Annotated in this window: 23 protein-coding genes and 1 pseudogene; 20 read left to right on the forward strand and 4 right to left on the reverse strand. The window is 46.4% G+C overall.

Annotated elements, in window-relative coordinates; translation table 11 throughout:
• Positions 1–97: 97 nt before the first annotated feature.
• Both AC0YN6_RS17005 and AC0YN6_RS17010 read right to left on the reverse strand, forming a co-directional pair.
• Positions 98–1,408, reverse strand: a complete 1,311-nt coding sequence (locus AC0YN6_RS17005) for a glutamate-1-semialdehyde 2,1-aminomutase (RefSeq protein ID WP_475748245.1) — start codon at positions 1,406–1,408, stop codon at positions 98–100.
• Between the two features lie 91 nt (positions 1,409–1,499).
• On the reverse strand, positions 1,500–2,573 hold the full coding sequence (locus AC0YN6_RS17010) for an LCP family protein (RefSeq protein WP_475748246.1): 1,074 nt from the start codon (positions 2,571–2,573) through the stop codon (positions 1,500–1,502).
• Positions 2,574–2,945: 372 nt separating this feature from the next.
• Here AC0YN6_RS17010 and AC0YN6_RS17015 point away from each other — a divergent pair, with 372 nt between their 5' ends.
• The 17 genes and pseudogenes from AC0YN6_RS17015 to AC0YN6_RS17095 all read left to right on the forward strand — a co-directional run bounded on the left by AC0YN6_RS17015 (position 2,946) and on the right by AC0YN6_RS17095 (position 20,909).
• A complete protein-coding gene (locus tag AC0YN6_RS17015) occupies positions 2,946–3,971 on the forward strand; it encodes an ABC transporter ATP-binding protein (RefSeq protein WP_475748247.1) in 1,026 nt (341 codons plus the stop codon).
• Positions 3,968–4,762: an ABC transporter permease gene (locus tag AC0YN6_RS17020; RefSeq protein WP_475748248.1), complete on the forward strand. Its 795-nt coding sequence runs from the start codon at positions 3,968–3,970 to the stop codon at positions 4,760–4,762. Before AC0YN6_RS17015 ends, AC0YN6_RS17020 begins: the two co-directional genes overlap by 4 nt.
• Positions 4,763–4,767: 5 nt before the next feature.
• Positions 4,768–5,559, forward strand: a complete 792-nt coding sequence (locus AC0YN6_RS17025; protein ID WP_475748249.1) for an ABC transporter permease — start codon at positions 4,768–4,770, stop codon at positions 5,557–5,559.
• Between the two features lie 54 nt (positions 5,560–5,613).
• Positions 5,614–6,105, forward strand: coding sequence for a thioredoxin-dependent thiol peroxidase (gene bcp, locus AC0YN6_RS17030; RefSeq protein WP_475748250.1), 492 nt, complete (start codon positions 5,614–5,616; stop codon positions 6,103–6,105).
• A gap of 240 nt (positions 6,106–6,345) precedes the next feature.
• Complete coding sequence (locus AC0YN6_RS17035) at positions 6,346–7,347, forward strand: methionine ABC transporter ATP-binding protein (protein ID WP_475748326.1); 1,002 nt, start codon at positions 6,346–6,348, stop codon at positions 7,345–7,347.
• Positions 7,344–8,006, forward strand: a complete 663-nt coding sequence (locus AC0YN6_RS17040) for a methionine ABC transporter permease (protein WP_475748251.1) — start codon at positions 7,344–7,346, stop codon at positions 8,004–8,006. Before AC0YN6_RS17035 ends, AC0YN6_RS17040 begins: the two co-directional genes overlap by 4 nt.
• Before the next feature lie 54 nt (positions 8,007–8,060).
• Positions 8,061–8,897, forward strand: a complete 837-nt coding sequence (locus AC0YN6_RS17045) for a MetQ/NlpA family ABC transporter substrate-binding protein (RefSeq protein ID WP_475748252.1) — start codon at positions 8,061–8,063, stop codon at positions 8,895–8,897.
• A gap of 214 nt (positions 8,898–9,111) precedes the next feature.
• A complete protein-coding gene (locus tag AC0YN6_RS17050) occupies positions 9,112–10,302 on the forward strand; it encodes a polysaccharide deacetylase family protein (protein WP_475748253.1) in 1,191 nt (396 codons plus the stop codon).
• A gap of 88 nt (positions 10,303–10,390) precedes the next feature.
• A complete protein-coding gene (locus tag AC0YN6_RS17055; RefSeq protein ID WP_475748254.1) occupies positions 10,391–11,410 on the forward strand; it encodes an AAA family ATPase in 1,020 nt (339 codons plus the stop codon).
• Entirely contained in the window at positions 11,407–12,903 is a 1,497-nt protein-coding gene (locus tag AC0YN6_RS17060; protein WP_475748255.1) for a DUF58 domain-containing protein, read from the forward strand. Before AC0YN6_RS17055 ends, AC0YN6_RS17060 begins: the two co-directional genes overlap by 4 nt.
• Positions 12,890–15,952: a DUF4129 domain-containing transglutaminase family protein gene (locus AC0YN6_RS17065; protein ID WP_475748256.1), complete on the forward strand. Its 3,063-nt coding sequence runs from the start codon at positions 12,890–12,892 to the stop codon at positions 15,950–15,952. The genes AC0YN6_RS17060 and AC0YN6_RS17065 overlap by 14 nt, the downstream gene beginning before the upstream one ends.
• A gap of 640 nt (positions 15,953–16,592) precedes the next feature.
• The gene (gene guaA / locus AC0YN6_RS17070; protein WP_475748257.1) at positions 16,593–18,131 is read left to right on the forward strand and encodes a glutamine-hydrolyzing GMP synthase; all 1,539 of its coding nucleotides are present in this window, start codon (positions 16,593–16,595) and stop codon (positions 18,129–18,131) included.
• A 178-nt stretch (positions 18,132–18,309) separates the two neighbouring features.
• Complete coding sequence (locus AC0YN6_RS17075) at positions 18,310–19,392, forward strand: peptidylprolyl isomerase (RefSeq protein ID WP_475748258.1); 1,083 nt, start codon at positions 18,310–18,312, stop codon at positions 19,390–19,392.
• Between the two features lie 24 nt (positions 19,393–19,416).
• A pseudogene (locus AC0YN6_RS17080) lies at positions 19,417–19,581 on the forward strand (GMP synthase (glutamine-hydrolyzing)); the annotation flags it as partial.
• A 261-nt stretch (positions 19,582–19,842) separates the two neighbouring features.
• Complete coding sequence (locus AC0YN6_RS17085; protein WP_475748327.1) at positions 19,843–20,112, forward strand: excalibur calcium-binding domain-containing protein; 270 nt, start codon at positions 19,843–19,845, stop codon at positions 20,110–20,112.
• Between the two features lie 376 nt (positions 20,113–20,488).
• Positions 20,489–20,632, forward strand: coding sequence for a DUF6557 family protein (locus tag AC0YN6_RS17090; RefSeq protein ID WP_475748328.1), 144 nt, complete (start codon positions 20,489–20,491; stop codon positions 20,630–20,632).
• Positions 20,604–20,909 (forward strand): hypothetical protein, encoded by a 306-nt coding sequence (locus tag AC0YN6_RS17095; RefSeq protein WP_475748259.1) that lies wholly within the window; start codon positions 20,604–20,606, stop codon positions 20,907–20,909. Before AC0YN6_RS17090 ends, AC0YN6_RS17095 begins: the two co-directional genes overlap by 29 nt.
• A 201-nt stretch (positions 20,910–21,110) precedes the next feature.
• Here AC0YN6_RS17095 and AC0YN6_RS17100 read toward each other — a convergent pair whose 3' ends face one another.
• Together AC0YN6_RS17100 and AC0YN6_RS17105 are read right to left on the reverse strand one after the other, a co-directional pair.
• Entirely contained in the window at positions 21,111–21,863 is a 753-nt protein-coding gene (locus AC0YN6_RS17100; protein ID WP_475748260.1) for a lysostaphin resistance A-like protein, read from the reverse strand.
• Complete coding sequence (locus AC0YN6_RS17105; RefSeq protein WP_475748261.1) at positions 21,864–22,388, reverse strand: PadR family transcriptional regulator; 525 nt, start codon at positions 22,386–22,388, stop codon at positions 21,864–21,866.
• Positions 22,389–22,657: 269 nt separating this feature from the next.
• On the opposite strand from AC0YN6_RS17105, the gene AC0YN6_RS17110 reads away from it, so the two are divergent.
• The 3 genes from AC0YN6_RS17110 (at position 22,658) to AC0YN6_RS17120 (ending at position 25,917) form a co-directional block, all read left to right on the forward strand.
• Positions 22,658–23,509 carry a helix-turn-helix transcriptional regulator gene (locus AC0YN6_RS17110; RefSeq protein WP_475748262.1) on the forward strand — a complete coding sequence of 284 codons (852 nt, stop codon included), beginning with the start codon at positions 22,658–22,660 and terminating at the stop codon, positions 23,507–23,509.
• A 91-nt stretch (positions 23,510–23,600) separates the two neighbouring features.
• Positions 23,601–24,572 carry an N-acetylglucosamine kinase gene (locus AC0YN6_RS17115; RefSeq protein ID WP_475748263.1) on the forward strand — a complete coding sequence of 324 codons (972 nt, stop codon included), beginning with the start codon at positions 23,601–23,603 and terminating at the stop codon, positions 24,570–24,572.
• Between the two features lie 34 nt (positions 24,573–24,606).
• Entirely contained in the window at positions 24,607–25,917 is a 1,311-nt protein-coding gene (locus AC0YN6_RS17120; RefSeq protein WP_475748264.1) for a 6-phospho-beta-glucosidase, read from the forward strand.
• The last annotated feature ends 106 nt before the right edge of the window (positions 25,918–26,023 follow it).

A 26,023-nucleotide genomic window follows, 5' to 3' on the forward strand; every position in this document is an offset into this window, starting at 1 on the left:
AAATATATTTAAATCAAAAGAATGAGGGTATCCCTATCGCCAAATGGCAACCTAGGACACCCTCATTCTTTATTAAAAGGAGTTGAATTCTTCCGCTTTACAACTTAGCGAATGCGTTATTAATGGCTTTAATTGTCTCATCAATGTCAGCCTCTGTATGAGCTGTTGTGAAGAACCAAGCTTCATATTTGGATGGTGCAAGGTTGATGCCTTGCTCGAGCATAAGCTTGAAGAATCTGCCGAACAGCTCGCCGTCTGTATCTTGTGCTTCATCGTAGTTCGTAACCTTATGATCGCAGAAATGCGCAGAGAACGAGCCGCGAATTTGGTTGATCGTGAGCGGGATGCCATTTTGCTTAGCAGCAGCATACAAGCCTGTTGCCAGCTTCGTAGCAAGAGCGTTCATTCGATCGTAGATGCCTGGCTCCTGCAGCAGCTCGAGGCATGCGATGCCGGCTGAGATGGAGGCAGGATTGCCTGCCATCGTACCCGCTTGATAAGCAGGTCCGAGTGGTGCAACTTGCTCCATAATTTCGCGGCGTCCGCCGTAAGCGCCGATCGGCATGCCGCCGCCGATGATTTTGCCGAGCGCCGTTAAGTCTGGTTCAATCGCTTGGTGATCAGGGAACGCAGCATACGTCTGAGCTGCTCCGTAGTGGAAGCGGAAAGCGCTGATAACCTCATCGTATATAACAAGCGCCCCAGCGTCGCGAGTAAGCTTGCAGAGACCTTCTAGGAAGCCTTCATGCGGCATAACCATACCAAAGTTGCCGACAATGGGCTCAACCATAACCGCGGCAGTCTCGTGGCCCCAGCGATCCAAGGCCTCTTTCAGTGCAGGCAGATCGTTAAATGGAACGGTAATGACTTCGCTTGCGATACTGGAAGGAACGCCAGCGCTGTCTGGAATGCCGAGCGTGGATGGTCCTGAGCCGGCTGCAACGAGCACAAGATCCGAATGTCCATGATAGCAGCCAGCGAATTTAATGATCTTAGTTTTCTTAGTATAGGCGCGTGCCACACGAATAGTAGTCATGACTGCCTCGGTGCCGGAATTGACGAAGCGCACCTTGTCGAGTGAAGGAATGGCTTCTTTGAGCATGCGAGCAAGCTTAATTTCAAGCTCCGTAGGCGCTCCGTAAAGCACACCGTTTTGTGCTGCGCGAATGATAGCTTCAGTAATATGCGGATGAGCATGTCCGGTTATAATAGGACCGTAAGCAGCCAAGTAGTCGATGTAGCGGTTATCGTCAACATCCCAGAAATAAGCGCCTTCACCGCGTTTCATGAACACCGGTGCACCGCCGCCTACTCCTTTGTAGGATCTTGAGGGGCTGTTGACGCCGCCGACAATATGCTGCAGCGCTTCTTCATAAAGTCTTTCGGAATTTGGTCGTTGATTTGTCATAGTAAGCGTCCTCCAATTGGAATCGTAGTTGTAATGAAATAGAAACAAAATACACGCAACTTGAAGCGCCGTTGCGTGTACATGTAAGTTACTACGGTGTATTGCTGCTAGGCGCATTGCTTGGCGATTCAGTAGGCTCTGGCACCGTGTTGTCTTCCTGCAGCGTCGTTTGCACGAAGGAGCGCAGCTCGTCTTCATCGCGAATTCCAATAACGGATGCGCCGCCAACGCGATCTTCTGCGATGAGATCCATCGGAGGCACTTGCGTTGTGCTCGCTACGTGGCTTTTTACGCCAAGTTGACCGAGCTTCAGCATATCCGGCACGCTAATGTTCGTTTTCACATACGGTTGAACGCTCTCAAGAATTTTTTTCATTTGGACAATGTTCCAAGTCGACTGAAGCTCTTTGGATACCGCCTGCAGGAAATTTCTCTGACGTTCAGTTCTTGTGAAATCGCTCATCGCATCGTGACGGAAACGAACGTATTGAAGAGCTTTATCGCCGTCAAGCAGCTGGTAGCCCTTCTTCAGATCGATATCGTAGCGATTGCCGTCTGCATTATCGGTGTAGTGCATATCTTTCTCGACTTCAAAGTTTATGCCGCCCATCGCATCAATCAGACTCTTAAAGCCTTCAAAGTCGGTATATACATAATATTGAATGTCGAGACCAAGCAGATCTCCAACGGTTTTCATAGCAAGCGGATATTCCCCTAAAGTTATTGCTGTATTAATTCTGCCTTTGCCATGTCCCTCTATCTTAACGTAAGTGTCACGAAGTACGGAGAACAGATGCGCCTTCTTAGTAACGGGATCAAAGGAAGCGACTAGTATGGAGTCTGAACGAGCCATCTGACCTTCATCTACACCGCGAGCGTCACCGCCAAGCAGCAAAATATTAACACGTTCCTTGCCTTCCCATTCTGGAATAGGAACCGGTGTTGCTTCAACACCCTCGACAGGCGTTTTTGTTGCTTCTGGATCACTGAATTTATCAAGCGCACTGTATACGCCAACGCTCCAATAAATGATAAACGCTGCTGCTGTACCAAGAATGACAGAGAGGCTTATATATATCCACTTCCATCTTTTCTTCTTAATTCTCACTTTATCCATCTCATTATTTATCTCTTTATTCGTCTCTTTGTTCGTCTCTCTAGGCATTTCGTTAGACGAGCTCCTTTCAGATGTTGCGGAATCGTTTTGGATTAATGAGGGTAAATTTCAATGTAAGCATGGTAAAGAAGGCACGGCGAATGGTCCGCTTCCATAATGAAGGTTAGCGGAGCGTTGTACATTAGTAACATAAGAACGTTTGCGTATCAGCTTTAATTACACCTTATATATAATAATCGAACAAAACCTGCGCTGCACGAGGCAGGTACAGTCGTTTACGCTAGGCGTGAACTAATGTATGATTACATATCATAAAATTATAAAGCTGAACGACATGCAGAAGCAAGTTTTATCGTTTTAAGTAAATAAAAATCGGTATTTCCTAGGAAATGTCGAAGTGGAAGGGGTTATAACAACTAGATGTTAGCAATCGATGTCAAGGATTTACGAAAGCAATTTAGCGTGCAAAAAAATCGTGAAGGATTATCCGGCGCCCTCAAGGACTTGTTCAAACGCGAGTACAACGAGGTAACAGCGGTTAAAGATATTTCCTTTCAAATTCCGCAAGGAGAAATATGCGGATATATCGGCGAGAACGGGGCAGGAAAGTCGACAACGATCAAAATGCTTACGGGTATTTTGGTACCTACCTCAGGTGAGCTCAAGGTGAACGGATATGTTCCGTTTAAGGATCGAGAAAAGTTTGTGAATGGTATTGGCGTGGTCTTCGGACAGCGCTCTCAGCTGTGGTGGGATATTGGTGTAATCGAGTCATTTCAGCTGCTGCGCAAAGTATACCGGGTATCGGAGACGGATTTCCGTAAACGACTAAATGAGCTTGTTGAACGGCTTCAGCTTGGCGATTTGCTTAATCGTCCTGTTCGGAAGTTGAGCCTTGGACAGCGGATGCGCTGTGAGCTGGTGGCTTCGCTGCTTCACAATCCATCCATTCTATTTCTTGATGAGCCGACGATTGGTCTGGATATCGTCGTGAAGACAGAAATTCGTGATTTTCTCATGCAAATGAACAAGGAGCAGGGGACGACAATCCTGTTGACGACACATGACTTGCAAGATATAGAAGCGTTATGCTCACGCGTAATTATGCTTGATGATGGACGCATTATTTACGATGGCGGATTGGAGGATTTGAAGAGCCGCTGGAGCAAAGGACGTGAAATTCAGTTTCAATTTGCAGGCCATACTCCGCTTGCCAAGCTGCAGCAGTTAACGAGCACTCTTGATGTATCGTGGACGATGGAAAATGAATTGAACGCAAAAATGTGGCTGCCTCATGCGGTTAATGTCTCGGATGCGCTATCCTGTGTTGTTGGCGGTGTGGAAATTCGCGATATCAAAATCATCGAAACAAACACTGATGATATCGTTCGCAGCATCTACTCTTCCGGCTCAGCTTCAACCTCCAAGGAGACGGTTCAGTCATGATGAGCGCTTATATCGATTTTATTCGAATCCGATTTATTATGATGCTTGCGTACCGTGTTAATTATTATAGCGGTATCATTATTTATGCCATTAACATTGGTGCTTATTATTTTCTATGGCAAGCGATTTATGGAGACCAGGAGACGTTGGCTGGTTTTACGGTAACTCAAATGACAACCTACGTTGCTGTATCGTGGATGGCGCGCGCCTTCTACTTTAACAATCTGGATCGCGAGATTGCGAATGAAATAAGGGATGGCAGCGTAGCAGTGCAGCTTATTAGACCCTATTCCTATTTACTCGTAAAAATGATGCAGGGCTTCGGCGAGGGTCTCTTCCGAATGCTGCTGTTCATGGTGCCAGGTATGATCATCGTATGTCTTATATTCCCGGTTCAACTGCCGACAGATCCAATGACGTGGCTTATCTATTTAGTCATGCTCTTCTTTAGTTTTCTTATCAATTCACAAATTAACATTTTGACCGGCTTATTCGCCTTCTTCGTTGAGAATAATGAAGGCATGATGCGGATGAAACGAGTAATGGTTGATTTGTTCTCAGGCGTAGTCGTGCCGATTGCGTTTTTCCCAGGATGGCTGTCTGCTATTATGCAGTGGCTGCCGTTCCAAGCCATTACTTATTTGCCAAGCTCCGTATTTACAGGGAGGACGCCGAGCAGTGAAGTACTGCAGGTGTTTGGTATTCAAGTGTTATGGTTTGTTGGGTTGTTGTTGCCAATTTGGCTGACGTGGCGCGCTGCTCGCAAGCGGCTGTTCGTGCAAGGGGGATAAAAAACATGTTATACGCATCATTGTTCTGGGAATACATTAAAAATTACGCAAAAACAAGGCTTACCTACCGGGCAGACTTCTGGGTTGAGGTGCTGTCCGACTTATTGTTCCAAGTGATGAATCTGATATTTATACTAATTGTGTTCCAACATACGCCATCGCTAGGCGGCTGGTCAGAGGCAGAGGTTGTATTCGTTTATGGTTTCTTCATGATCCCTTACGGCGTGTTCAGCACTTTCTTCAGCATTTGGAATTTCAGTGAGCGTTACATTGTGAAAGGCGAGATGGACCGCGTTCTTACGCGTCCAGCGCATAGTCTTTTTCAGGTGCTTCTCGAAAATGTAGATCCGCCTTCACTGATCGGTTCCTTTGTAGGTGCCATTATTATGGCACTCTGCTGGACACAACTCGGTTTACCTTTCCAAGTGCTTGATATACTTGTCCTGTTGCTTTTCATACTAGGAGCAGTACTGATTTATGCAGGACTGTACACAGCTCTCAGTGCAATTTCCTTCTATTCGGACGCACCGACAGGAATTGTGCCGCTGATGTACAATATTCAAAACTATGGCCGGTATCCGGTTAATATCTATAATAAAATGATTCGTTTCGTATTAACATGGCTGCTGCCTTTTGCATTTGTAGGCGTCATTCCTGCTTCTTATTTTCTTGAAAAGAAAGCGGATGATCTCTCACAACTTGCGCTTCTGACGCCTGTTATGGGAATAATCGTATTCACGTTAGGGCTATTACTGTGGAACCATGGGGTAAAGCGATATCGTGGAGCAGGCTCATAGATACTCCATTCTAGAAGTACGTGAAAATGATGAAATGTTAACGGAGGACAAAGGATGACACAGCTTCAAGCAGGAGAGATGGCGCCGGATTTCGTATTGCCGGCGTCAAACGGAGAGAGCGTATCACTTAACCAATACCGCGGGCAAAATGTAATCATCTATTTTTATCCAAAGGATATGACGACCGCTTGTATACAGGAATCCTGTGATTTTCGTGATGCAAATGCAGAAATGCTGGAGTTGAACACGGTTATTTTGGGAATCAGTCTTGATACGGTTAAATCCCATCAACGTTTTATTGAGAAGAAGGAGCTTCCTTTTCTATTGCTAGCCGATACGGAGCATGAAGTATGTAAACTGTACGGTGTGTGGCAATTAAAGAAGCTTTACGGCAGAGAGTATATGGGGCTCGTAAGATCGACATTTCTAATCGATGCAGCAGGCAGGCTTGTCCAAGAATGGCGCAAAGTGAAAGTAAAGGGGCATGCGGAGCAGGTGCTTGAAGCGGTTAAGCAGCTGTACACCGCGGCAGATCGTGTGAATTAGACTTTGAACAGAAAAAACGGCGTCTCCAGGATTATGAACTGGACATGCTGTTTCTTTCGTTCATAGCAAGCTCGCTAGAGTAAAAAATGAGGCAGGGGAGACAATAGAAGGAGCTAATCAATGATCCATATTTTGTTTGTAGTTGAGGGGAAAATAGGATATGGGATATATTGTCTGTTGACGAGTTGCTGTCACATTTATACAATATGATCTTGCTTGTTTGATAGGGGGGTTATGCAACTGATTAGACTAAACAACATCAAAAAATCGTACCGAGTAGGGGCGATTTCGGTTGAAGCGGTTCGGGACGTTAGTTTGACAGTCGAAAAAGGTGAGATCTTCGGTATTATCGGTCACTCCGGGGCAGGGAAGAGTACGCTGCTGCGCTGCGTCAATCTGCTGGAGAAGCCAACATCGGGTACGGTAAACGTAGGCGACGTGGAGCTTACCGGCTTGCCTGAGAGGCAGCTGCAGGCGCATCGCAGACGAATAGGAATGATTTTTCAGCATTTCAATCTTTTGTCGATGTCCACGGTTAGAGATAATATCGCATTTCCGCTTGTGCTGACCAAGCTTTCAAAGGCTGAGGTGAATAAGCGCGTGGACGAGCTGCTTAAGCTCGTGCAGCTCGAAGGACATGCGGATAAGTATCCTTCTCAGCTCTCGGGCGGCCAGAAGCAGCGTGTAGGGATAGCGAGAGCACTTGCGAATAATCCTGACGTATTGCTGTGCGACGAAGCAACATCGGCGCTGGACCCGCAAACAACGAATTCGATATTATCATTATTGCTGGATATTAACGAGAAGCTGGGGATTACCATTTTATTGATTACACATGAAATGAATGTCATTCGTTCGATTTGTGATCGTGTAGCTGTCATCGATAATGGCGAGATCGTCGAGATGGGTGACGTCCTGCATGTCTTTCTAAAGCCGGAGCATCCGGTTACCCGCGACTTTGTTGATCAAGTGGCGGATAGTGCTGGTGGCGGGCAGTTGCTGCGTGGACGAACGGGTCGTCTATTACGCATGACCTATATTGGAGAATTGACATATGAGCCTATTTTGTACAATGCGGTGAAGCCGACGTCTGTACAATTTGCGATTTTGCAAGGGACCGTATCGCGCATGAAGCATACCCCATATGGTCAGCTTATTGTGGAGTTGATCGGCAGCGAAACGGAAATTGATCAGGTGATTGGCGTTTTGCGTAAGGAAGGGTTGGAGGTGGATGCCATATGATGAGCTTCGAAAACGTTCGCTTACCTGAAATATGGGATGCTACGAGAGATACGCTCTATATGATGACGGCTTCTCTTGTATTTACGATTATTTTCGGATTAATAATAGGTATCATCTTGTTTCTAACTTCTAAGAGGCAGCTGCTGCATCAACCAGTCGTTTATGGTGTGCTTTCCTTTATCGTAAACGTGCTGCGTTCCGTTCCATTCGTTATTCTTATGATTCTAATTATGCCGATTACGAAGCTAATTACGGGAACGACGCTGGGCGTGGAGGGATCCATTCCTCCGCTCGTTGTAGCTGCAACACCTTTCTTTGCAAGACTTGTAGAAACTTCACTGCGCGAGGTGGATCGCGGCGTCATTGAAGCGGCGCAGGCGATGGGTGCATCAAAATGGGATATTGTGCGCCGCGTCCTGCTGCGAGAATCCAGCCCTAGCCTAATAGCTGCAGTTACGATAACAGCAGTTACCCTTGTTTCGTATACGGCGATGTCAGGCGTAATCGGCGGCGGCGGACTCGGTGACCTCGCATTGCGCTACGGTTATCAGCGGTTTCAAACCGACGTGATGCTTGTGACAGTTGCATTGCTCATTGTGCTCGTACAAGTACTGCAAACGGTCGGAGATGCCTTAGTACGGCGTTACAGCAGAAAATAAATAAGCTATTGGTCTTACAACATAGAATGAAATGACAACGATGGAGGAATGAACATGAAAAAGATTAGCTTATTAATCGCAGCGTTGCTGCTAGTATTTACATTAGCGGCTTGTGGTCAAAACAAAAATGCAGAAGAAAGCTCGAACGACTCCAATGCAGGTCAAGGAACAATGGTTAAGCTGAAGGTCGGAGCGTCTCCTGTACCGCATGCAGAGCTGCTAGCATTCGTCAAGCCGATGCTTGAAAAGCAAGGGGTAAACCTTGAAGTCATCGAGTTCAATGATTATATTCAACCGAATACGCAGCTTAATGAAAAACAAATTGATGCTAATTTCTTTCAGCATACTCCTTACTTAGATCAGTTCAACAAAGATAAGGGCTACGATCTCGTTAATGTAGCTGGCGTTCATATCGAGCCATTTGGTGCGTATTCCAAAAAAATCAAGAAAATCGAGGAGCTGAAGGAAGGCGCGAAAGTCGTTATTCCGAATGATCCATCGAATGGCGGACGCGCGCTTGCTCTTATGGCTGCAAACGGTCTGCTGACGCTGAAGGAAGGCGTTGGTGTCAACGGGACGGTCTCCGATATTACAGCTAACCCGAAAAAACTAGATATCAAGGAAGTAGAGGCGGCAACGCTGCCACGCATCTTAGGTGAAGTGGATTTAGCTTTGATCAACACGAATTATGCGCTAGTAGCCGGCCTTGTACCAACGGATGACGCGCTGTTCATTGAAGGAACCGATTCGCCTTACGTAAACATTCTTGTTGCACGTCCGGACAATAAGGATTCCGAAGCGATTCAGAAGCTTGTGACGGCACTTCATTCACCTGAGGTTAAGAAATTTATTGAAGAAAAGTACAAAGGCGCGATTGTTGCTGCGTTTTAAGCGAATCGTTATCTAATATTACAAAAACAGCTGAGCATGCGAGTAATCGCCGCTCAGCTGTTTTTTTTGTTAACTGCTTTTTTAAACGCAGCCTATTATTCATCTCGCAGTCTCTTATTTATATCGCTTAGTCATTTACGAGAGAGCGAACTCATATAATCTATCAGAATGATTGAGGATTTTTATTCATAGGTAGAGAAGGGTGGCAGCGTGAATGCAGCGTTTTTGGCGGGTGGCGATTTGTATACTATTCGTTTGTTTTGGCTTATTTGAAATTGATGGTTATGGGACGTATCAGGGAGAGGCTACAGGTGATCGGGAGATCATCCTAGCAAGTGCTGCTGCGGTTCCTAATTATAATGCGATGCCGCTTCTAACGGTGCCGGCGTCTTACGATACGGAGAAACGGGTGGAGCAAGGGAAGTCGGCAATTGAACCTGATCAGAAACAATTGTATTTAACATTTGACGATGGCCCTAGTAAAAATACTGGGCAGGTGCTTGATATATTGAAACGGGAAGGGATTTCGGCGACTTTTTTTGTATTAGGGGAGCATGTACTGAAACAGCCGGAAATGATTAAGCGAATCGTAAAAGAAGGTCATGCGCTTGGCAATCATACGTTTGATCATAGATATGAGAAGCTATACGGCAGTTTCACTGAGTTTGCTGATCAGGTAATGAAAACCGATGAGGTTATATATGCTGCTAGCGGTGTAAGAACAACGCTAGTACGAGCGCCAGGCGGAACGTACACCAACTTCGATCAAGGCTATTTCGATGCCTTGGCTGCGGCAGGCTATCAGGTGCACGACTGGAATGTAGACAGCGGAGATTCTAAGCGGCTGGGCGTACCTGCTGCTGAAATTTTGAAGACAATTAAAGGTTCCAAAATGGGGGATAAGCTGAATGTACTCCTTCATGACAGTGCAGGGCATGCAGAGTCGGTTAAGGCATTGCCCGACATTATTAAATATTATAAAAGTAAAGGTTACACATTTGCGAAGCTGACAGATCAAATCGAACCTATACAATTTAAAGTCGCCAGTAAGCTAAAGTGGACTAGAAAGCAGGTCGCGCAGAAGGATGTGGCTAAGCTTACCAAATTCTCGGAGCAGCTTGGTATGAAGAGTACGCTCACCGAAGCGGAGAAAAAGGTGCCGAGCCTTATTCTGCATCGCGGTGAAGAAAAACTGGTGCTTGAATCAAGCGAATACGGAATAAGCAACGGTGCTATTGAAGTGTCATTGCATAAGCTGACAGAGTGGTTAGACGGCAGCGTGAATTTGGAAGTGAATAAGGATCCAATCCTAGTTCCAGTGCGTGCGACGCTGCTGCAATTTGAAATTCTGATAACTAAATATGTTTATAACGAAACGCAGCGGGAAATCTGGATTACGGAATAATAGAATGGTTTCTAGCAGGTCTAAAGAGAGTAAAAGCTGGGGACACTGAAAAATAGATAGATTTATTTTTCAGGAGGCGATTTATAAGATGATTTCTCCCCAATTTTCTGATGATGTCAAAGAGGATCGTTATAGTCACTGGCCGGAAGCGCCACAGGTGCTGCTGCATCGATTGCTAGTAAAGGTAGAGAGTGTATTGCTAGGCAAGCAGCAGGTGATTCGAAATACATTGACTGCGCTGCTAGCAGGCGGACACGTCTTGCTAGAAGATGTGCCAGGCGTTGGCAAGACGCTGCTGGCACAAGCATTCGCGAGAGCGGTGGGCGGAGATTTTAAAAGAATTCAGTTTACATCCGATATGCTACCAGCTGATATCGTTGGCGGAGTAGTGCTAGATGCTCGCTCGAATGAGCTTGTATACCGGCCAGGACCAATTATGGGCAACGTAGTGCTTGCTGATGAGATTAATCGGACGTCGCCGCGAACACAGTCTGCACTTCTTGAGGCTATGGAGGAGAGGCGGGTCACAGTTGAAGGGAAAACGCGCAAGCTGCCGGTGCCTTTTATGTTAATAGCGACACAAAACCCGCTTAGCTTCGAGGGGACAAATACGCTGCCGGAAGCGCAATTGGATCGTTTTATGATGCGGCTGACGATTGGTTATCCCGGCTCAGCTGAAGAGAAACGGATGCTGGAGCAATACGCAAATGGCAATCGAATTGAGCCCGAGCGGCTGCGCCCCGTTATTGCAACAGAGGAATGGCTGCAGATGCAGGCTGAGGCAAGGCAGACCCATATGCATCCTGCCCTTCTTGAGTATATGGTGCAGGTAGCTGACGCCACTCGCCGTGCGCCAGAGGTAGTGCTTGGCTTAAGTCCTCGCGCACTTCGTGACTGGCTGCGGGCATCTCAGGCGAATGCATACATGGAAGGACGTGGCTTTGCGATCCCTGACGACTTGCTGGCGACGGCGGACGCTGTGCTTCCACATCGTCTATCGCTGCGATTTAATGCGGTCGCTGCTGGTGCGGATGCCGCTGTTGTCATTAAACGAACGATTCGTGAATGTCCTATGCCTGCGGCTGTGGGAAGCGGGAAGCGCCGATGAATGCACCTTTTCAGGATGGTTTGTTGAAAGGAAGAACGGAGGAGGGAGAAGCTGCCGAGAAGATCTATGCTCAAGACGAGCTTAGTTCTGAGCAGCATGATAGCAGCGGTCAAAAAGCTTCTCCGGGACATTTAAAAGAAGTTAAACCAGTGAACGAAGAACAAATGGAGCTTTCGCAAGGCTATCGTACGAGATGGATGGTTTGGTGTATTATCATGGCGGGCTTTGCAAGCAGTGTGGCAGCTGTACTGTTGAGAGGCGGTGCGGTTGAGTGGTTCATGACAGCAGTGCTAGGCATGATCATGGTTGTCAGTGGGCTTGCGCCTATTCTGGCGGCAGGCGGCATAAGTGCCGTACGGGTGCTGTCGCATGAAGAGACACGAGAAGGCGGGAAGATTGAGATTCAATTGACGTTTAAACGCTCTATTCTCATTCCCTTCGTATGGATAGCCGTTTATGATGAAACCATTAATGCCAGTTCTCCTGCTGATCATAGAATATTGGTTCGGGCAGTATTGACACCGATGTTTAATCAAGAGATGACTTACTGCTATACACTTCATAAGCTGCGGCGCGGACGACATTCCTACGAGCATATATCGGTTTCAATAGGGGACTGGCTTGGTCTTACGGCTATTCATAAACGAATAGCTGCAAAGGCGGAGTTTGTTGTGCTGCCGGGGTTGCCGCATGCATTGCCTTTAAATAAAGCGGAAATCGCGCGAGGGGCAGCAATTTATGCTGCACCTTCCCTAGTCGCTGATGGAGCTCAGGACTACCGCGGTGATGCCGCTCGTGAAGAAATCAAAGCAGCGGTGAGAGCTGCGGGACTTGGACCGGATAGTCGACCTTATCGGGAGGGAGATTCATTAAGGCATTTGGATTGGCGAAGCGCAGCCAAGGGACGAGGCTTGCAGACCAAGATCTATCCGCTGGAGCAGCCAACAAAAACGTTTATTGCCCTTGATACCCTCGCATCGGCCTACGAGCAGGACGATCGGTTGTTCGATGCTTGCGTTGCTTGGGCAGCACTCGCTTTGACACAGGCGTCTTCACTAGGCAGTGCTGTGACGCTGCTGCTTGGACAAGGCGGTACAGTGCTGCAGTCGTCGCCCACTGATGGAAGGCCGCAGACCGGTTTGTCTGGCATGCTTTATGAAATGGCTGTGCTTCGTGCGGACGGAAAGGGTTCTCTCGCGGGCACTCTTGCTCAGGAGTCAAATCAACATTCACACGGCAGTACAATGCTTGTGTTTACTGCTGACTGGAGAGGCGGGCGGAGCTGGGGCGAGCTTGCTGGATTTGCGGGCGAGCAAGGCTGCAGGCTAGAGTTATTTATCGTTACACGCAATAATATGCCTACCTTCGCTATGCGAGAGCAGCAGAAATGGCTGGAAAGCGGAGGCGTTAAAGTGACGTGGCTGCCCGTCCCAGCAAGTATGAGTACGCTCCCATACGCTGAGGAAGGAGGCGAAGATTATGAGCTCGCATAAAAGTGATATTGCTGGGAGAACGGTGAAAGAGCCGCAAGTTGACCGGAATCTATTGCACGGAGAAGCTGTGGAGGAATCATTAGGATACCGGTTTATTACGACTCTGCTGCTGTTTGGGCTGCTTACGGAATGGCTGCTGCCTTGGGTGAATGCTGGCGAGTGGTCTGTTATTTATAATCCAGAGCCGCTCCTTCTTGTCATCGGATTGGTTTTACTGGCAGGACTGTTTCGTTTACCAATTTCTATTTCCTTGCCAATAAATTCCTTGCTGTGTGTAGTCACGCTCATGTGGATTTATAAGGGTGCTGATCAGAGCAGTCTGCAATGGCTGTTTTCGTTCCCTGTTATGTTGAAAGATCATATCGTATTGATCATTGAAGATGGTTTGTGGGCGATGTCGGGAGAGCTTCGAACGCTCCTATTGTTTATAGGCTGGGCGATGCTTGCTCCTGCTTTACAAGCTTTATTATGGATGCGTCAGACAGCGCTTGGTATAGCTTGCATTACATCGGGCTATTTAATTGTGCTTCACGTATGGCTGGGTCTTGATGTAATGGGAGGCTTGATGCGAACCGTTGTAGAAGGGCTGCTGCTTGGTGCAGTCGTCACCGTTCCGCGTGTTCAACGAATGATTAATACAGGTGTTGGCAAATTTAAGGGACTTGATATAAGATGGCTTACAAGTTCAGTTTTTGTTGTGCTGACGATACTTGGCTGCGGAATGTTGTTCGCTGGAGGACGAGGAACAACGATGCCGCCCGCGAGCTGGACAGCTTCTTTGAATGACAGATTGGAGCAGACGATTCAATCGCTGGGAAACCAGCATAGCTCTGTACAAGTCATGGGTCAACCGGGATTTGATCGATTTGGAAGCGCGTTTACTGGGTATGGCTTTGATGATAGTCAGCTCGGTTCTTCTCTGAAGCAGGACAATACCGTTATATTTACGGGGAGTTCTACCGCTGAAGCATATTGGCGAGGTGAATCAAAGCAAGTGTATGATGGGCGCGGCTGGATTGATACAGCTGGCAGCTCTGTTTTGCTGCCGGTACGGGGATCGGATGTTGCGGCCTCAAGTAAGGCAGCAATGGAAGAGGGGAACACGCAGCTGGGTCCGCTTATACGGCAAACTGTCGTTTGGACAGAGCCTACTGCAGGGATGCCTCTGTTCTCATCAGGTCACTTTGGTCAAGTGACAGATCTTGTTGCAGCTGATCCGCGTCGTAAGCTTGGAAGCTATGTATACAACGCTGATAAAAGCTCGTTATATGCACAGACGGATACGGCAAAGATTGAGAAATATACGGTAGAGAGTGTCCTGACAGTGACAGATGAATCGCAATTACGGGCGCTGAGCAGCGAGTCGGAGAGCGCTGAAGCTTCAGGTAACGGAAGCGGCGGAGCTGCGGTTGAGAAAGTAAGCGAAGCGCAGTTAGAGCCTTATTTGCAATTGCCTTCAAGTCTGCCAAGCCGAGTGACAGCACTAGCTGCCGAGGTGGCAGGCGGCGGTGTTACGAGTCGTTATGATCAGGTAAAGGCGATTGAGGATTTTTTGAAAAAAAGCTATACCTACACGTTGGAAGACAGCGCCGTTCCTCCGGAAGGTAGTGACTTCGTCGATCACTTTCTCTTCGAGCAGCGTCAAGGCTATTGTGTGCATTTCTCCACGGCAATGGTCATCCTGCTTCGTACACAGGGGATACCTGCTAGGTGGGTGAAAGGCTTTACTCCTGGAACCCCGGTCGGGGAAAGTACAGCTGGGGAGGAGAGCTCTGTTAATACTAGCTCGGAAAGTATGAAGAGCAGTGCGCAGGGTGCTGTGAATACTAGTTCGGAAATGAAGAGCAGTGCACAGGACGCTGTTAATACTAGCTCGGAAAGTATGAAGAGCAGTGCGCAGGGTGCTGTGAATACTAGTTCGGAAAGTATGAAGAGCAGTGCGCAGGGTGCTGTGAATACTAGTTCGGGAAGTATGAAGAACAGTGCGCAGGGTGCTGTGAATACTAGTTCGGAAAGTATGAAGAACAATGCGCTAGGCGCTGGAAGTACGATGGAATTAAAGCAGGGAACCAATAATAGTCTCACACTTGTTGATTATGAGGTTAGAGGCTCTGATGCGCATGCTTGGGTTGAGGTTTATTTCCCAGGCGCAGGCTGGGTGCCCTTCGATCCAACGCCGGGATTCAGCGGCGTACAAAATGTTGCAGCCGCCAGTTCTACGGTTGGCGAGCAGGGTGCTCCCGCGATGGGTGCAGCGAGAGCTGATCAGGCGAGCAATGTCGGCAGCGAAGCTTCAGGGCTCGGCGAGGGAAGCCTAGCGCGCCTCGCTGCTTCAGTCGAGGCGGCGGCAGACGCCCTCGTGCATGCGGCGCAAAGCGCCGCCAAGGGCGCAGCGGCGGCATCGCCTGCCGCTGCAGCTGCCGCAGGCGCGGCCGCGCTAGCGCTTGCGGTCGCGGCCATTGCTGCGGCACAGCGCCAGCGGCTCCGCCTCTCGCTGGCGCTGCGCCGTTATGGCGCGGCTTACGCCGACGGCGTCGCGAAGCTCGCCGGCGCAGCCGCGCCCTATCCGTCACATGAACCTGTGACGGACAGGGGGGCAGCGCAAGCGGCGATAGCTCGCTTGCGCCACAGCGATGCTGGCGCGGCCGAAATGGCGCCGCGCAGCATGAAAGCACCGCGCGGCACCGAGGAACGAGTCCGCGCGAGCTTCATTGCTGTGAGCAGCGCGTTAGCGCCGCTGCTTCAGCGCCGTTTCGGCGCACACGCGCCTGGACAAACGGCGCGTGAATACGCAAGCGCAGCCGGGCCTGTGCTCGCAGCGGAGCAGCAGGATGCACTCCGCCAGCTCACAAGCTGGCTTGAGGAAGCACATTTTGCTGCACCGGGGACTTGGGCTGGCGCTCCTACTCCTGCTGCGCTGCGAACCGTTTTGCGCGTGCTGGACAAGCAGCCCATTCAGAAATTGAAAGGGCCTTCCGCCGAGAAGCAGAAGAGACGAGATGTTGCAACAAAAAAGCTCCCAAGAAACTCGGGAATGATTGATGAGTAACTATCCCAAATACACCTTCGGCAAAGCGATATCTCCTTAACACCCTTTAATACTAGAATAAGTTTTTTGGGCCGCATTTTGCAGTTGCTTCGATCCTCGAAAGTAGGGGATTGGAAGCAGCTGCTTTTGCATTCGAACAGATACATTGAAGCCAGTACGAGTAAACCAATAAGGTCAAATTTTACTCTGTCATGTATAAAATGCAAGCGATCCACCCACCTTATAGCTAATGCTGTTGATTACTCCATAGGCTGAGTTTTTCCTGTAAATGTATCAAAAACCTTAATCATTCCATTGGAAACAACAAAAAAGAAGATAAAGTTTATATGGAGAAATTGCTGCGGTCTCAAATCTATTCGACTCTTCCAGACGCATATCAATTAATCGTCTATTCTGAATGGCTTTTGTCCCAAATCTCACCGCCAGAGCCGCATCCCGCGAGCTTCAATCTCGCAAATAGTCTTCTTATTTAGAACGATACGGAAGGTTTCTATTCCCAAAAAAATGATCAATTTCAACGGTTTTAACGACGCGCAGACGGACCTTTGTTCCTTCTTCTACGAATTGTCACGTTGCTGTGCCTTGACTCGTTCAAACTGCCTTATATATAATTACTACATAATTTGAGGGAGGCTCGGTAATGACTAAGCATAATGAAATCATCGTTGTTCTTGATTTTGGAGGACAGTATAACCAACTAATTGCACGCCGTATTCGTGATTTGGGCGTATACAGCGAGCTATTGCCGTATAACACGTCGGTAGAACGGATCCGTGAATTACAACCGAAGGGTATCGTATTCTCGGGAGGACCGGCTAGCGTTTATGAAGAAAATTCTCCAATGGTTGATCCTGCAATTTACGATTTGAACATTCCAATTTTCGGTATTTGCTACGGTATGCAGCTTATGTCGCATCAGCTCAAAGGTAAGGTAGAGCGCGCGGGCAAACGTGAATACGGTAAAGCAGAGGTAGATTTTGTGGAAGGTTCACAAATCGGCTTTGGTTTAGATAAGGTTCAAACGGTATGGATGAGCCACGGCGACCATGTTGTCGAGCTGCCTGAAGGCTTTAAAGTAGACGCAAGCACGGATCATGCTCCAGTTGCGGCTATGAGCAATGCGGATCGTGGATTCTTTGCGGTTCAATTCCACCCAGAAGTACGCCACTCTGAATTTGGTAATGAAATGATTCGCAACTTTCTATACAATGTTTGTGATTGTGACGGAACTTGGACGATGGAATCGTTCATTGAAGATGCAATTCGTGATATCCGTAATGAAGTTGGCGACAAAAAGGTACTATGTGCGCTTTCCGGCGGCGTAGATTCCTCTGTTGTAGCTATTCTTCTTCATAAAGCGATCGGCGATCAGCTTACTTGTATGTTTATCGACCACGGTATGCTCCGCAAAGGCGAAGCAGAAGGTGTTATGGATACTTTCGTAGGCAAGTTCGATATGAAAGTACTCAAAATCGATGCGCAAGAGCGTTTCCTTGGCAAGCTGAAGGGCGTAGAAGATCCAGAGCAAAAACGTAAAATCATCGGTAACGAGTTTATCTATGTATTCCAAGAAGAGTCAGACAAACTGGATGACTTTGAATTTTTGGCACAAGGAACACTTTACACAGACATCGTGGAAAGCGGTACGGCTACAGCTCAAACGATCAAGTCTCACCACAACGTTGGCGGTTTACCTGAGGACATTAAGTTCAAGCTTATTGAGCCTCTTAAAGCGCTATTCAAGGATGAGGTTCGTAAAGTCGGCGAAGAGTGCGGTCTTCCTGAAGCTATCGTTTGGCGTCAGCCATTCCCAGGCCCGGGTCTTGCGATTCGTGTCCTAGGCGAAGTAACAGAGGACAAGCTTATGATCGTTCGTGAATCAGATGCGATCCTTCGTGATGAAATTGCAAAAGCCGGTCTTGACCGTGAAATTTGGCAATACTTCACTGCGCTTCCGAACATGAAGAGCGTAGGCGTAATGGGCGATGCTCGTACGTACTCGTACACTGTCGGCATCCGCGCAGTAACATCAATCGACGGTATGACAGCTGACTGGGCACGTATTCCTTGGGATGTGCTCGAAAAAATCTCTGTTCGTATCGTAAACGAAGTAGACAACGTAAACCGTATCGTTTATGACGTAACTTCGAAACCGCCTGCTACAATTGAGTGGGAATAGCTGCACTAAAAAATACTCTCTTCTATTTGCGTTATTTAGCGAATAGAAGGGAGTATTTTTTTTATGCCCAAATTAAAGAAAGAATAAAAATGGTTTATTTATCCAAAGTAATGAGATAGAATCCTATTATGCAATCCATTAAGTGTCTTCGGAAATGATTCTAGCGGGAGGTTATATTGTGAGTAAAAGCAAAGGCAGCATCCTATTTCGTAGAGTGGGAGTAACTGCACTGGTAGTAGCGGGTATTACGCTCGCGGCAGGTGCAGGAGCATATGCCGCAACGAAAATGACCTTGATTGTAAATGGTCAGAAATCAACTGTTGAACCAGTATCAATTAAGGGTGTTACTTACGTCCCACTCCGCGCCGCGGCTGAGATGCTCGGTGCGAATGTCAACTACAATGCCTCTTCGAATTCAGTCACTATTGCTAGCAAGCCCGAAAAGTTTCCATTAGGCGATGGTGGTAATGAAGCAATCGGTTCAGTTAATGGCGTATCTATTACGAAGAACCAGCTGTACGATAAGATGACTGCAGTTGGCGGAGAGCAAATGCTGGACAACCTGATTCAAGAAGAGCTTGTTAAGCAAGAGGCGAAGAAGAAAGGTATCGTAATTAGTGACAAGGATGTGGAAGTGGAAATTGCGAAAATTAAGAAGCAGTTCCCGTCTGAATCTGATTTTCAAACTGCTCTGCAGCAAGCGGGCATGACGCTGGAAGATTTGAAGAAGCAAACACCGATGCAGCTTCGCATTCGCAAGCTCGTAGAGTCGCGTGTGAAATTGACTGACGAACAAGTGAAACAATATTTTGAGGAAAATAGAGCCATGTTCGAACAGCCTGAGCAGGTGAAAGCATCGCATATTTTGGTCGCAACGAAAGCAGAAGCTGACGAAATTATGAAGCAGCTGAAAGGTGGCGCGGATTTTGCGAAGCTGGCGAAAGAAAAATCTTCTGACTTAGGCAGTAAGGTTGCAGGAGGTGATCTTGGTTTCTTCGGCAGGGGGGAAATGGTCCCTGAGTTTGAGGCGGCAGCGTTCTCGCTTAAGGTTGGCGAGCTGGGTGGACCGATCATGTCGGAGTATGGTTATCACATCATCAAAGTAACAGACCATAAGGAATCGAAGGCAGCGACGCTGGATGAGAAGAAATTTGAAATCCGGGAACAACTCATCAGCCAGAAGGTTGCCGAACTTACCCCGGCATTGCTGGAGGAACTAAAGTCCAAGGCGAAAATTACGAATACGCTTAAAGGGAAGTAATGGAGGCCAAAGTACGCCGTCTGAATCCGCGCAGTAACATCAATCGACGGTATGACAGCTGACTGGGCACGTATTCCTTGGGATGTGCTCGAAAAAATCTCAGTTCGTATCGTAAACGAAGTAGACAACGTAAACCGTATAGTTTATGACGTAACTTCGAAACCGCCTGCTACAATTGAGTGGGAATAGGCTGGAAATAATTAATGTCGTCAATCGCTCGGAACCCTTGATACATAAGGGTTTGCGGCGTTGACATCATTGAATCCACGTACACCTGCAACAATAGAGTGCAAAAAATTACTCTCTTTTATCTGCGTTGTTTAGCAAATAGAAGGGAGTTTTTTTATGACCAAAATTAATGAACTGATTGATGATTTTAAACCTTGAAAAAAAAGTATATAGAGGTTATAGTGACATTTACAATAATTAGGGATGAAAGGAAGTGTTAGTATTAAAAAGGTATTCGTGATTTTATTATCTTTAGGTCTTATTCTTAGTGTTACTTCAAATTTAACTGGCGTAGCAGAAGCAAAAGCAAAGATAGTTACATATAAAAACTGCACGGAGTTGAATAAGGTGTATAAAGGTGGCGTCGCTCGTTCTTCCTCAGTCAAAAATAAAGGTGGGAAAACGAAATTCAAGCCATTTGTTTCTAAGGAACTCTATGACGCCAATAAAAAAAGCGACAGGGACGAAGACTTGATTGCTTGTGAACGTTAAGTAATCGTTAAGATTAATTGCAAATAAAGAGTAGTTAACATGAAAAACTTCATTTTTCAGGAGTGGCTTTGTAATTATAAGTTGATGTAAAGCAGATAGCAGTAGATTGAATATTTAAAGATTAGCCACTCATAAAGGGTGGCTTCTTGTTTGAGGACGTACGTACTCGATTGGAAACCTTTAGATGATGGAGGAAGTATGAAGACATTCAAGGAGTTGATCGCCAACACAGAATTCTCAAAGGTATGGCAAAAATTTATTGTCCATTATTCAAATAAAAAGGACAGACTTGAAAAGTTTAGTCTGCTATATGAAAAACTGAAATTGACACTTTTTTGACGTTAGTGGTAAGGACGACGAATGGACTAGATACTCTATAGTATCAAGCAAATTTAATGAATGGCTAGGCTACTACATTGACAAGAAGTCATTAGATACTATGTCAAATGAAAGCTTTATTGCCCATTGCCTATGGGAAATGACGTTCTATTATGGATATGATGACACAGTGGAAAGATAAATATGGAATTGATATAAAGTGTTTTATGGAACAAGGTAAGGAGCAGAATAACTTGGCAAGCAATACTCTGCTGGTTGACCTATTATGGGAAGTTAGGAAACGGATAGATTCGGCCAATACTGATGTTACTTGGTCAGAATACAGAACTGTAGAAGAAGTATTGTCAGCATTGGATACATACATTAAAAGACTTAATCAGCGTGAAAAATTAGTCGTTTCTGAATTAGAGCTTCTTTTGCCCCAACAGGCTCTCATTACAAGAAATATCCATAAGTAGTGGTTGGGGCAATGAATATATTGGAATATCTAGTCGTTTTGATAAAATTGTGACATCTAAATAAATGAACAATGTGTTTCAAAAAAGTGAGGTACATTGGAACATGAACAACAATGGAGATTATCTTACCATTGACCTTCATCAAGAAAGATTAGGAAAAAGTTATGACAGCTTCTTGGAATGGCCCAGTCTTTTTTTATTTTAGGAGTAGACACTGTTTGTTGGAGCAGCCGTTTTTTTGGACGAAGAGATCAGCCAAAGCGATTGAATAACAAGAATACCGATAACGAGATAGCTGTATAGATTTGTACCAGGATCATTGCCAGTAAAGTTGAGGAAGTTATGCAAGCCATGAAAGAGGATCGTTAGCAGAATGGCACGGTTTCTCACGACCAGCATCGTAAGTACAAAGCCTAGAATAAACGCATACACAATTTGTAAAAGAGTATCCTCAAGCGATTGACCGCTAAGCGCCTGTAAAGCATGCGTGACGCCAAACAATGCACTGGAGACAATGATCGCAATCGCTTTTCCTTTTGGCATAAGAATCCGCAGCATCATCCCCCGGAATAATGTTTCCTCAACAAATCCGACTAAAAACAATTGAGACAGCAGCATATAAGCAAAAAATGAGAACGATTCGGCTTGAAAGCCCTTATTGGCGATCAATAATACGATTAGGACGAGCAGCAGAGGAAGGTATTCGAGCCATTGCTGTTTTGTTAGCTTGGAAAGACTGCTGAAGTAATAGGTGCCCCAACGTTTATTGGCAGTCATATAAATGACCAGAAATAAAGCGATCGGAATAAAACCAAAGAATGGAGCGAGAGGATGCGTCAGTTCAGCGATCGATACGTAGGCGCTGCCGCCGGCTACAAAAATCATAAGCATCAACTCAATAAGAATTAGGGCAACGATAGGTCTCTTCACTGAAAAGCTGTCCGATGTTTTCATTTAGAACTCCTCTTTTTCGATTATTTTGTTTAGCCATTCATTTTCCATCTTAAAAAAATGTAAACCGTGATGCATGACGGAAACGCGGTAGTAATAAGCGTCTTTATCTTCGAGCTGCTCTAGCTCCTTGGAGACAATGGACTGTACAGCCTCCATCTGTGAAATGTTACGTGCGACGGTTTGCTGATAAGCGATTAAGTTTTGTTTTTTCGTCGATTCATCCAAGTAATCATAAAAAAAGATTTTGATAAGATACTCGCGTTTATTCGCTTGAAGGTGCTCACGCAGCCATTGCATAAAGTGCTGCTGTCCTTTAGTCGTAATACTGTACATTTTTTTGTTCTTGCTGTCATTGGTTTCTTCTTCGGTTACATACGCTTGATCCACAAGACGTTTGAGTGCGGGGTATAGGCTGCCATAGCTCATTTTGTAAAAGATTCCGATCGATTGCTCCGTTATTTTTTTGATATCATAGCCGCTCATTTTTCCTTGCATCAGCATTCCTAAAGTAACTAGCTCAATCATAAATGATCTCCTCAATGTATCAAGTTGATATATCCGTTTGATACATTTAATGTAACTTTTATGGAATACTTTGTCAACACAAAAAAGATCTTAAAATGAGATGCCTGACTGGATACTTACATATGCTATCAAGACACTGCTTTCTGCTATAATCTTTGATAACAACAATGGTATATTCAGGATTGTGCTTACGAAGTAGGTTTTCTACGAAAACCTAAGCCCATGCTTACGAAGTAGTTTTGCATTCGCAAAACTTGAAGGAGAATAAAATGAACCTACACTCTTCCATCCGAGAAGATCGTATTGAGCTGCCGCAAGCTTTTCCAATTACTATTTCGCAATCTGTGGGGGTTTCTCCGACCTTTCAAAGACTGCATTGGCATAAGGCGCTCGAAATCAACTATATTCAACAGGGATATGGCTATTATCTAATCAACGGGAGCCGCTATGACTTCCAACAAGGTGATATTGTCCTTATACACTCCAATGATTTGCACCGTGCGTTTGAGTCTGAGGAGCTGGTCATGAGCGTTATTATGTTTGATTCAGCGTACCTCGCTTTGGAGCAGCGCTACGATGCGGAGCTGCTTATTCCATTTCGGGATATTGGACTGCGATTTGACCATGTGCTAGATCGAGAGCATCCAAAGCTCGGTGAGCTCGGCAGCATAATTAAGGACATGTCAGCAGAGTATGAGCTGAAGGAGCCGCATTTTGAAGTGGTGGTAAGGGCTAAGCTGATTCAGCTGCTAGCATTCGTCAATCGTTATTTTGCGAAAAATAATGCTAACGGAGCGCAGCATATAAGAGGAATGGAAACGATACGAGGTGTACTTCATAATATCGAGGCCGATATCTCCTATCCGTGGACGCTTAGTGAGCTGGCTGAGGCCGCGCACTTAAGCCCCTCGCGTTTCAGTACACTATTCGTCCAAGTCGTTGGAACCTCGCCTATGGATTATTTAATTCAACTGAGATTGTCACAGGCAGCCTATCTTCTGGAATCAACAGACAAAAAGATTATCCAAGTAGCGGCCGAATGCGGATTTCGCAATTTATCTAATTTCAACCGTTTATTTAAGCAGCATGTGGGTAAGCTGCCCTCCGATCTGCGATCATAAAAGATAGTAAGATAGTATTACAACATCGTTCTTTTTCATTAGAAGAGCGGTGTTTTTTATTTTAAAATAGAAGAAAGTACAAATAAGGAGCGTGAGCAATATTATTTTCCTAGGTATTGATGCAGGAGGCACCAAGACACATGCTCTCCTCGTCGATGAGACGGGGCGTGTACTTGGCAGAGGGCTCGGCGGTAATGGAAATCACCAAACGGCATTCGAAGGAGCAAAGAACAGCATTAATAATGCGTGTCAACAGGCGTTGCAGGAAGCAGGAGTGACGAAGGAGCAGGTGACTTTCGCCTATTTTGGACTCGCTGGAGCAGATCGTGAGCCTGACTATGCGATTTTGCGGCCGATGATTGCTTCGCTTGAATATAAAAATCATGCGATTGCATGCGATACAATGATTGGTATGCGTGCTGGTACCAACAAATCATACGGAGCGGTCATTATTAGCGGTACTGGTTTTAATGCAGCCGCTCGAAACCCGCAAGGTGATGAGCTTCAGTATGGCGGCTTCGGTTATTTATTCGGCGACGGACATGGTTCGGGTACCGATTTAGCGATTCATGCCTTCCGCAGCGCCATTCGTTCGTGGGAGGGCAGAGAGCAAGCGACTCTGCTTAGCGATCTTGTCCCGCAGCGGCTTGGATATAATACGATACAAGAAATGTACGATGATGCACTGGATAACGGCAAACGACCATCGCATGAGCTTGCTAAAGTGATGTTTGAAGCTGCTGCACTCGGCGACGCTGTGGCGATCCGTCTTTTGCGGGAAGCTGGTCGTGAGCATGCGAACTCGGTTAATGCACTTATCAAACGTTTGGGTATGGAACAGGAAAAGTTCGATGTTGTACTAACGGGCAGTGTTTTATCTCGCGGCGGCTCTACTCATATGGTTGATGCAATCAATGAAGCCGTTGCTGCGGTTTCTCCGCAAGCTCGGACAGTAAGGCTTACGGTTGATCCGGTTATTGGAGCCGTGATGAGCGCTATGGATAACAGTGGCATTACCATTGACGATACGGTTGATGCAGCATTGAGAAAGATTACATTTTAAAAAAATCGCGATCATTTAAGGGAGGCTCTTCCACATGTCCAAAAAACCACTAAAGGTCGCCGTCATTGGCGGCGGTTCCTCATACACGCCCGAAATCGTAGAAGGCTTTATTAAAAAATACAATGAAATGCCCATTCGTGAGCTTTGGCTCGTTGATATTGAAGAAGGACGCCATAAGCTGGCGATCGTTGGTGAGCTTGCAAAGCGGATGGTCGAGAAGGCTGGCCTGCCAATCGAAGTGAAATTAACACTTGATCGCCGTGAGGCGATTGCAGGTGCTGATTTTGTAACGACACAAATGCGGGTAGGTTTGCTGGAAGCTAGACGTCGCGATGAGCATATCCCGATTTCCCACGGTGTAATCGGACAAGAGACGACTGGACCAGGCGGTATGTTTAAAGCATTGCGTACAGTGCCTGTCATTCTTGATATTTGTAAAGACATCGAGGAGCTGGCTCCGGACGCATGGATGCTTAATTTCACGAATCCAGCGGGTATTGTAACTGAAGCGGTTCAAAAATACAGCAAAGTAAAGACGGTTGGCCTTTGTAATTCACCGATTAACTTTCAGAAGTTTCTCGCGAAAGAATACGGCGTAAGCGAGCAGGAAGTAATGCCTGAATTCGTAGGCATCAATCACCTTCACTGGGTTACAGCTGCTTACGTAAATGGTGAGGATAAGCTGCATGAGATGATCGGCAGCGGCCGTGATTATGCGGCTACGAATGTAACAGCTCTTGACTGGGATGCGGATTTCCTTCGCTCGCTTGGTGCGATCCCGACGTATTATCTTCGATATTTCTATATGACGGATTCCATGTTTGCAGACATGAAGGACTCACTTGAGAAAAACGGGACGCGCGCGGAAGTTGTAAGCCGGGTCGAAACGGAATTATTCCAACTGTACAAGGATGTTAACTTGAACGAGAAGCCAAAGCAGCTTGAGCAGCGCGGCGGCGCTTATTATTCTGAAGCAGCCGTTAACTTGATGCATGCTCTTTATACTGACAAGCGTGATATTCAGACGTTGAACGTTAGAAACGGCAACATCATTGATTTTCTGCCTAAGGATGCTAGCATCGAGGTTAACTGTGTCGTTACGGCTCAAGGCCCAATTCCGCTGCCTCTTCAACGCGTTCCAGAGCAGATTAAAGGTCTTATGCATGCAGTGAAAACCTATGAGTCGCTTACAATCGAGGCTGCAATTAGCGGAGATAAAGGCATAGCGCTGCAAGCACTTGTGCATCATCCACTCGTTCCGAGTGTAGCTGTTGCTAAAGCTCTGCTTGAAGAAATGCTTGAGGCGAACAAAGCTTATTTACCTCATTTCTTCAAAAACGAATAAAAGCACGCTGCATATATAGCAGCCAATAGGAAGGACGGGAGCAATATGCCCGTCCTATTTTTGTTGTATAAAAAATGCACATCACATATCGAACAAAGCTTTTCTA

The organism is Paenibacillus sp. J22P15 (genome assembly GCF_056269345.1).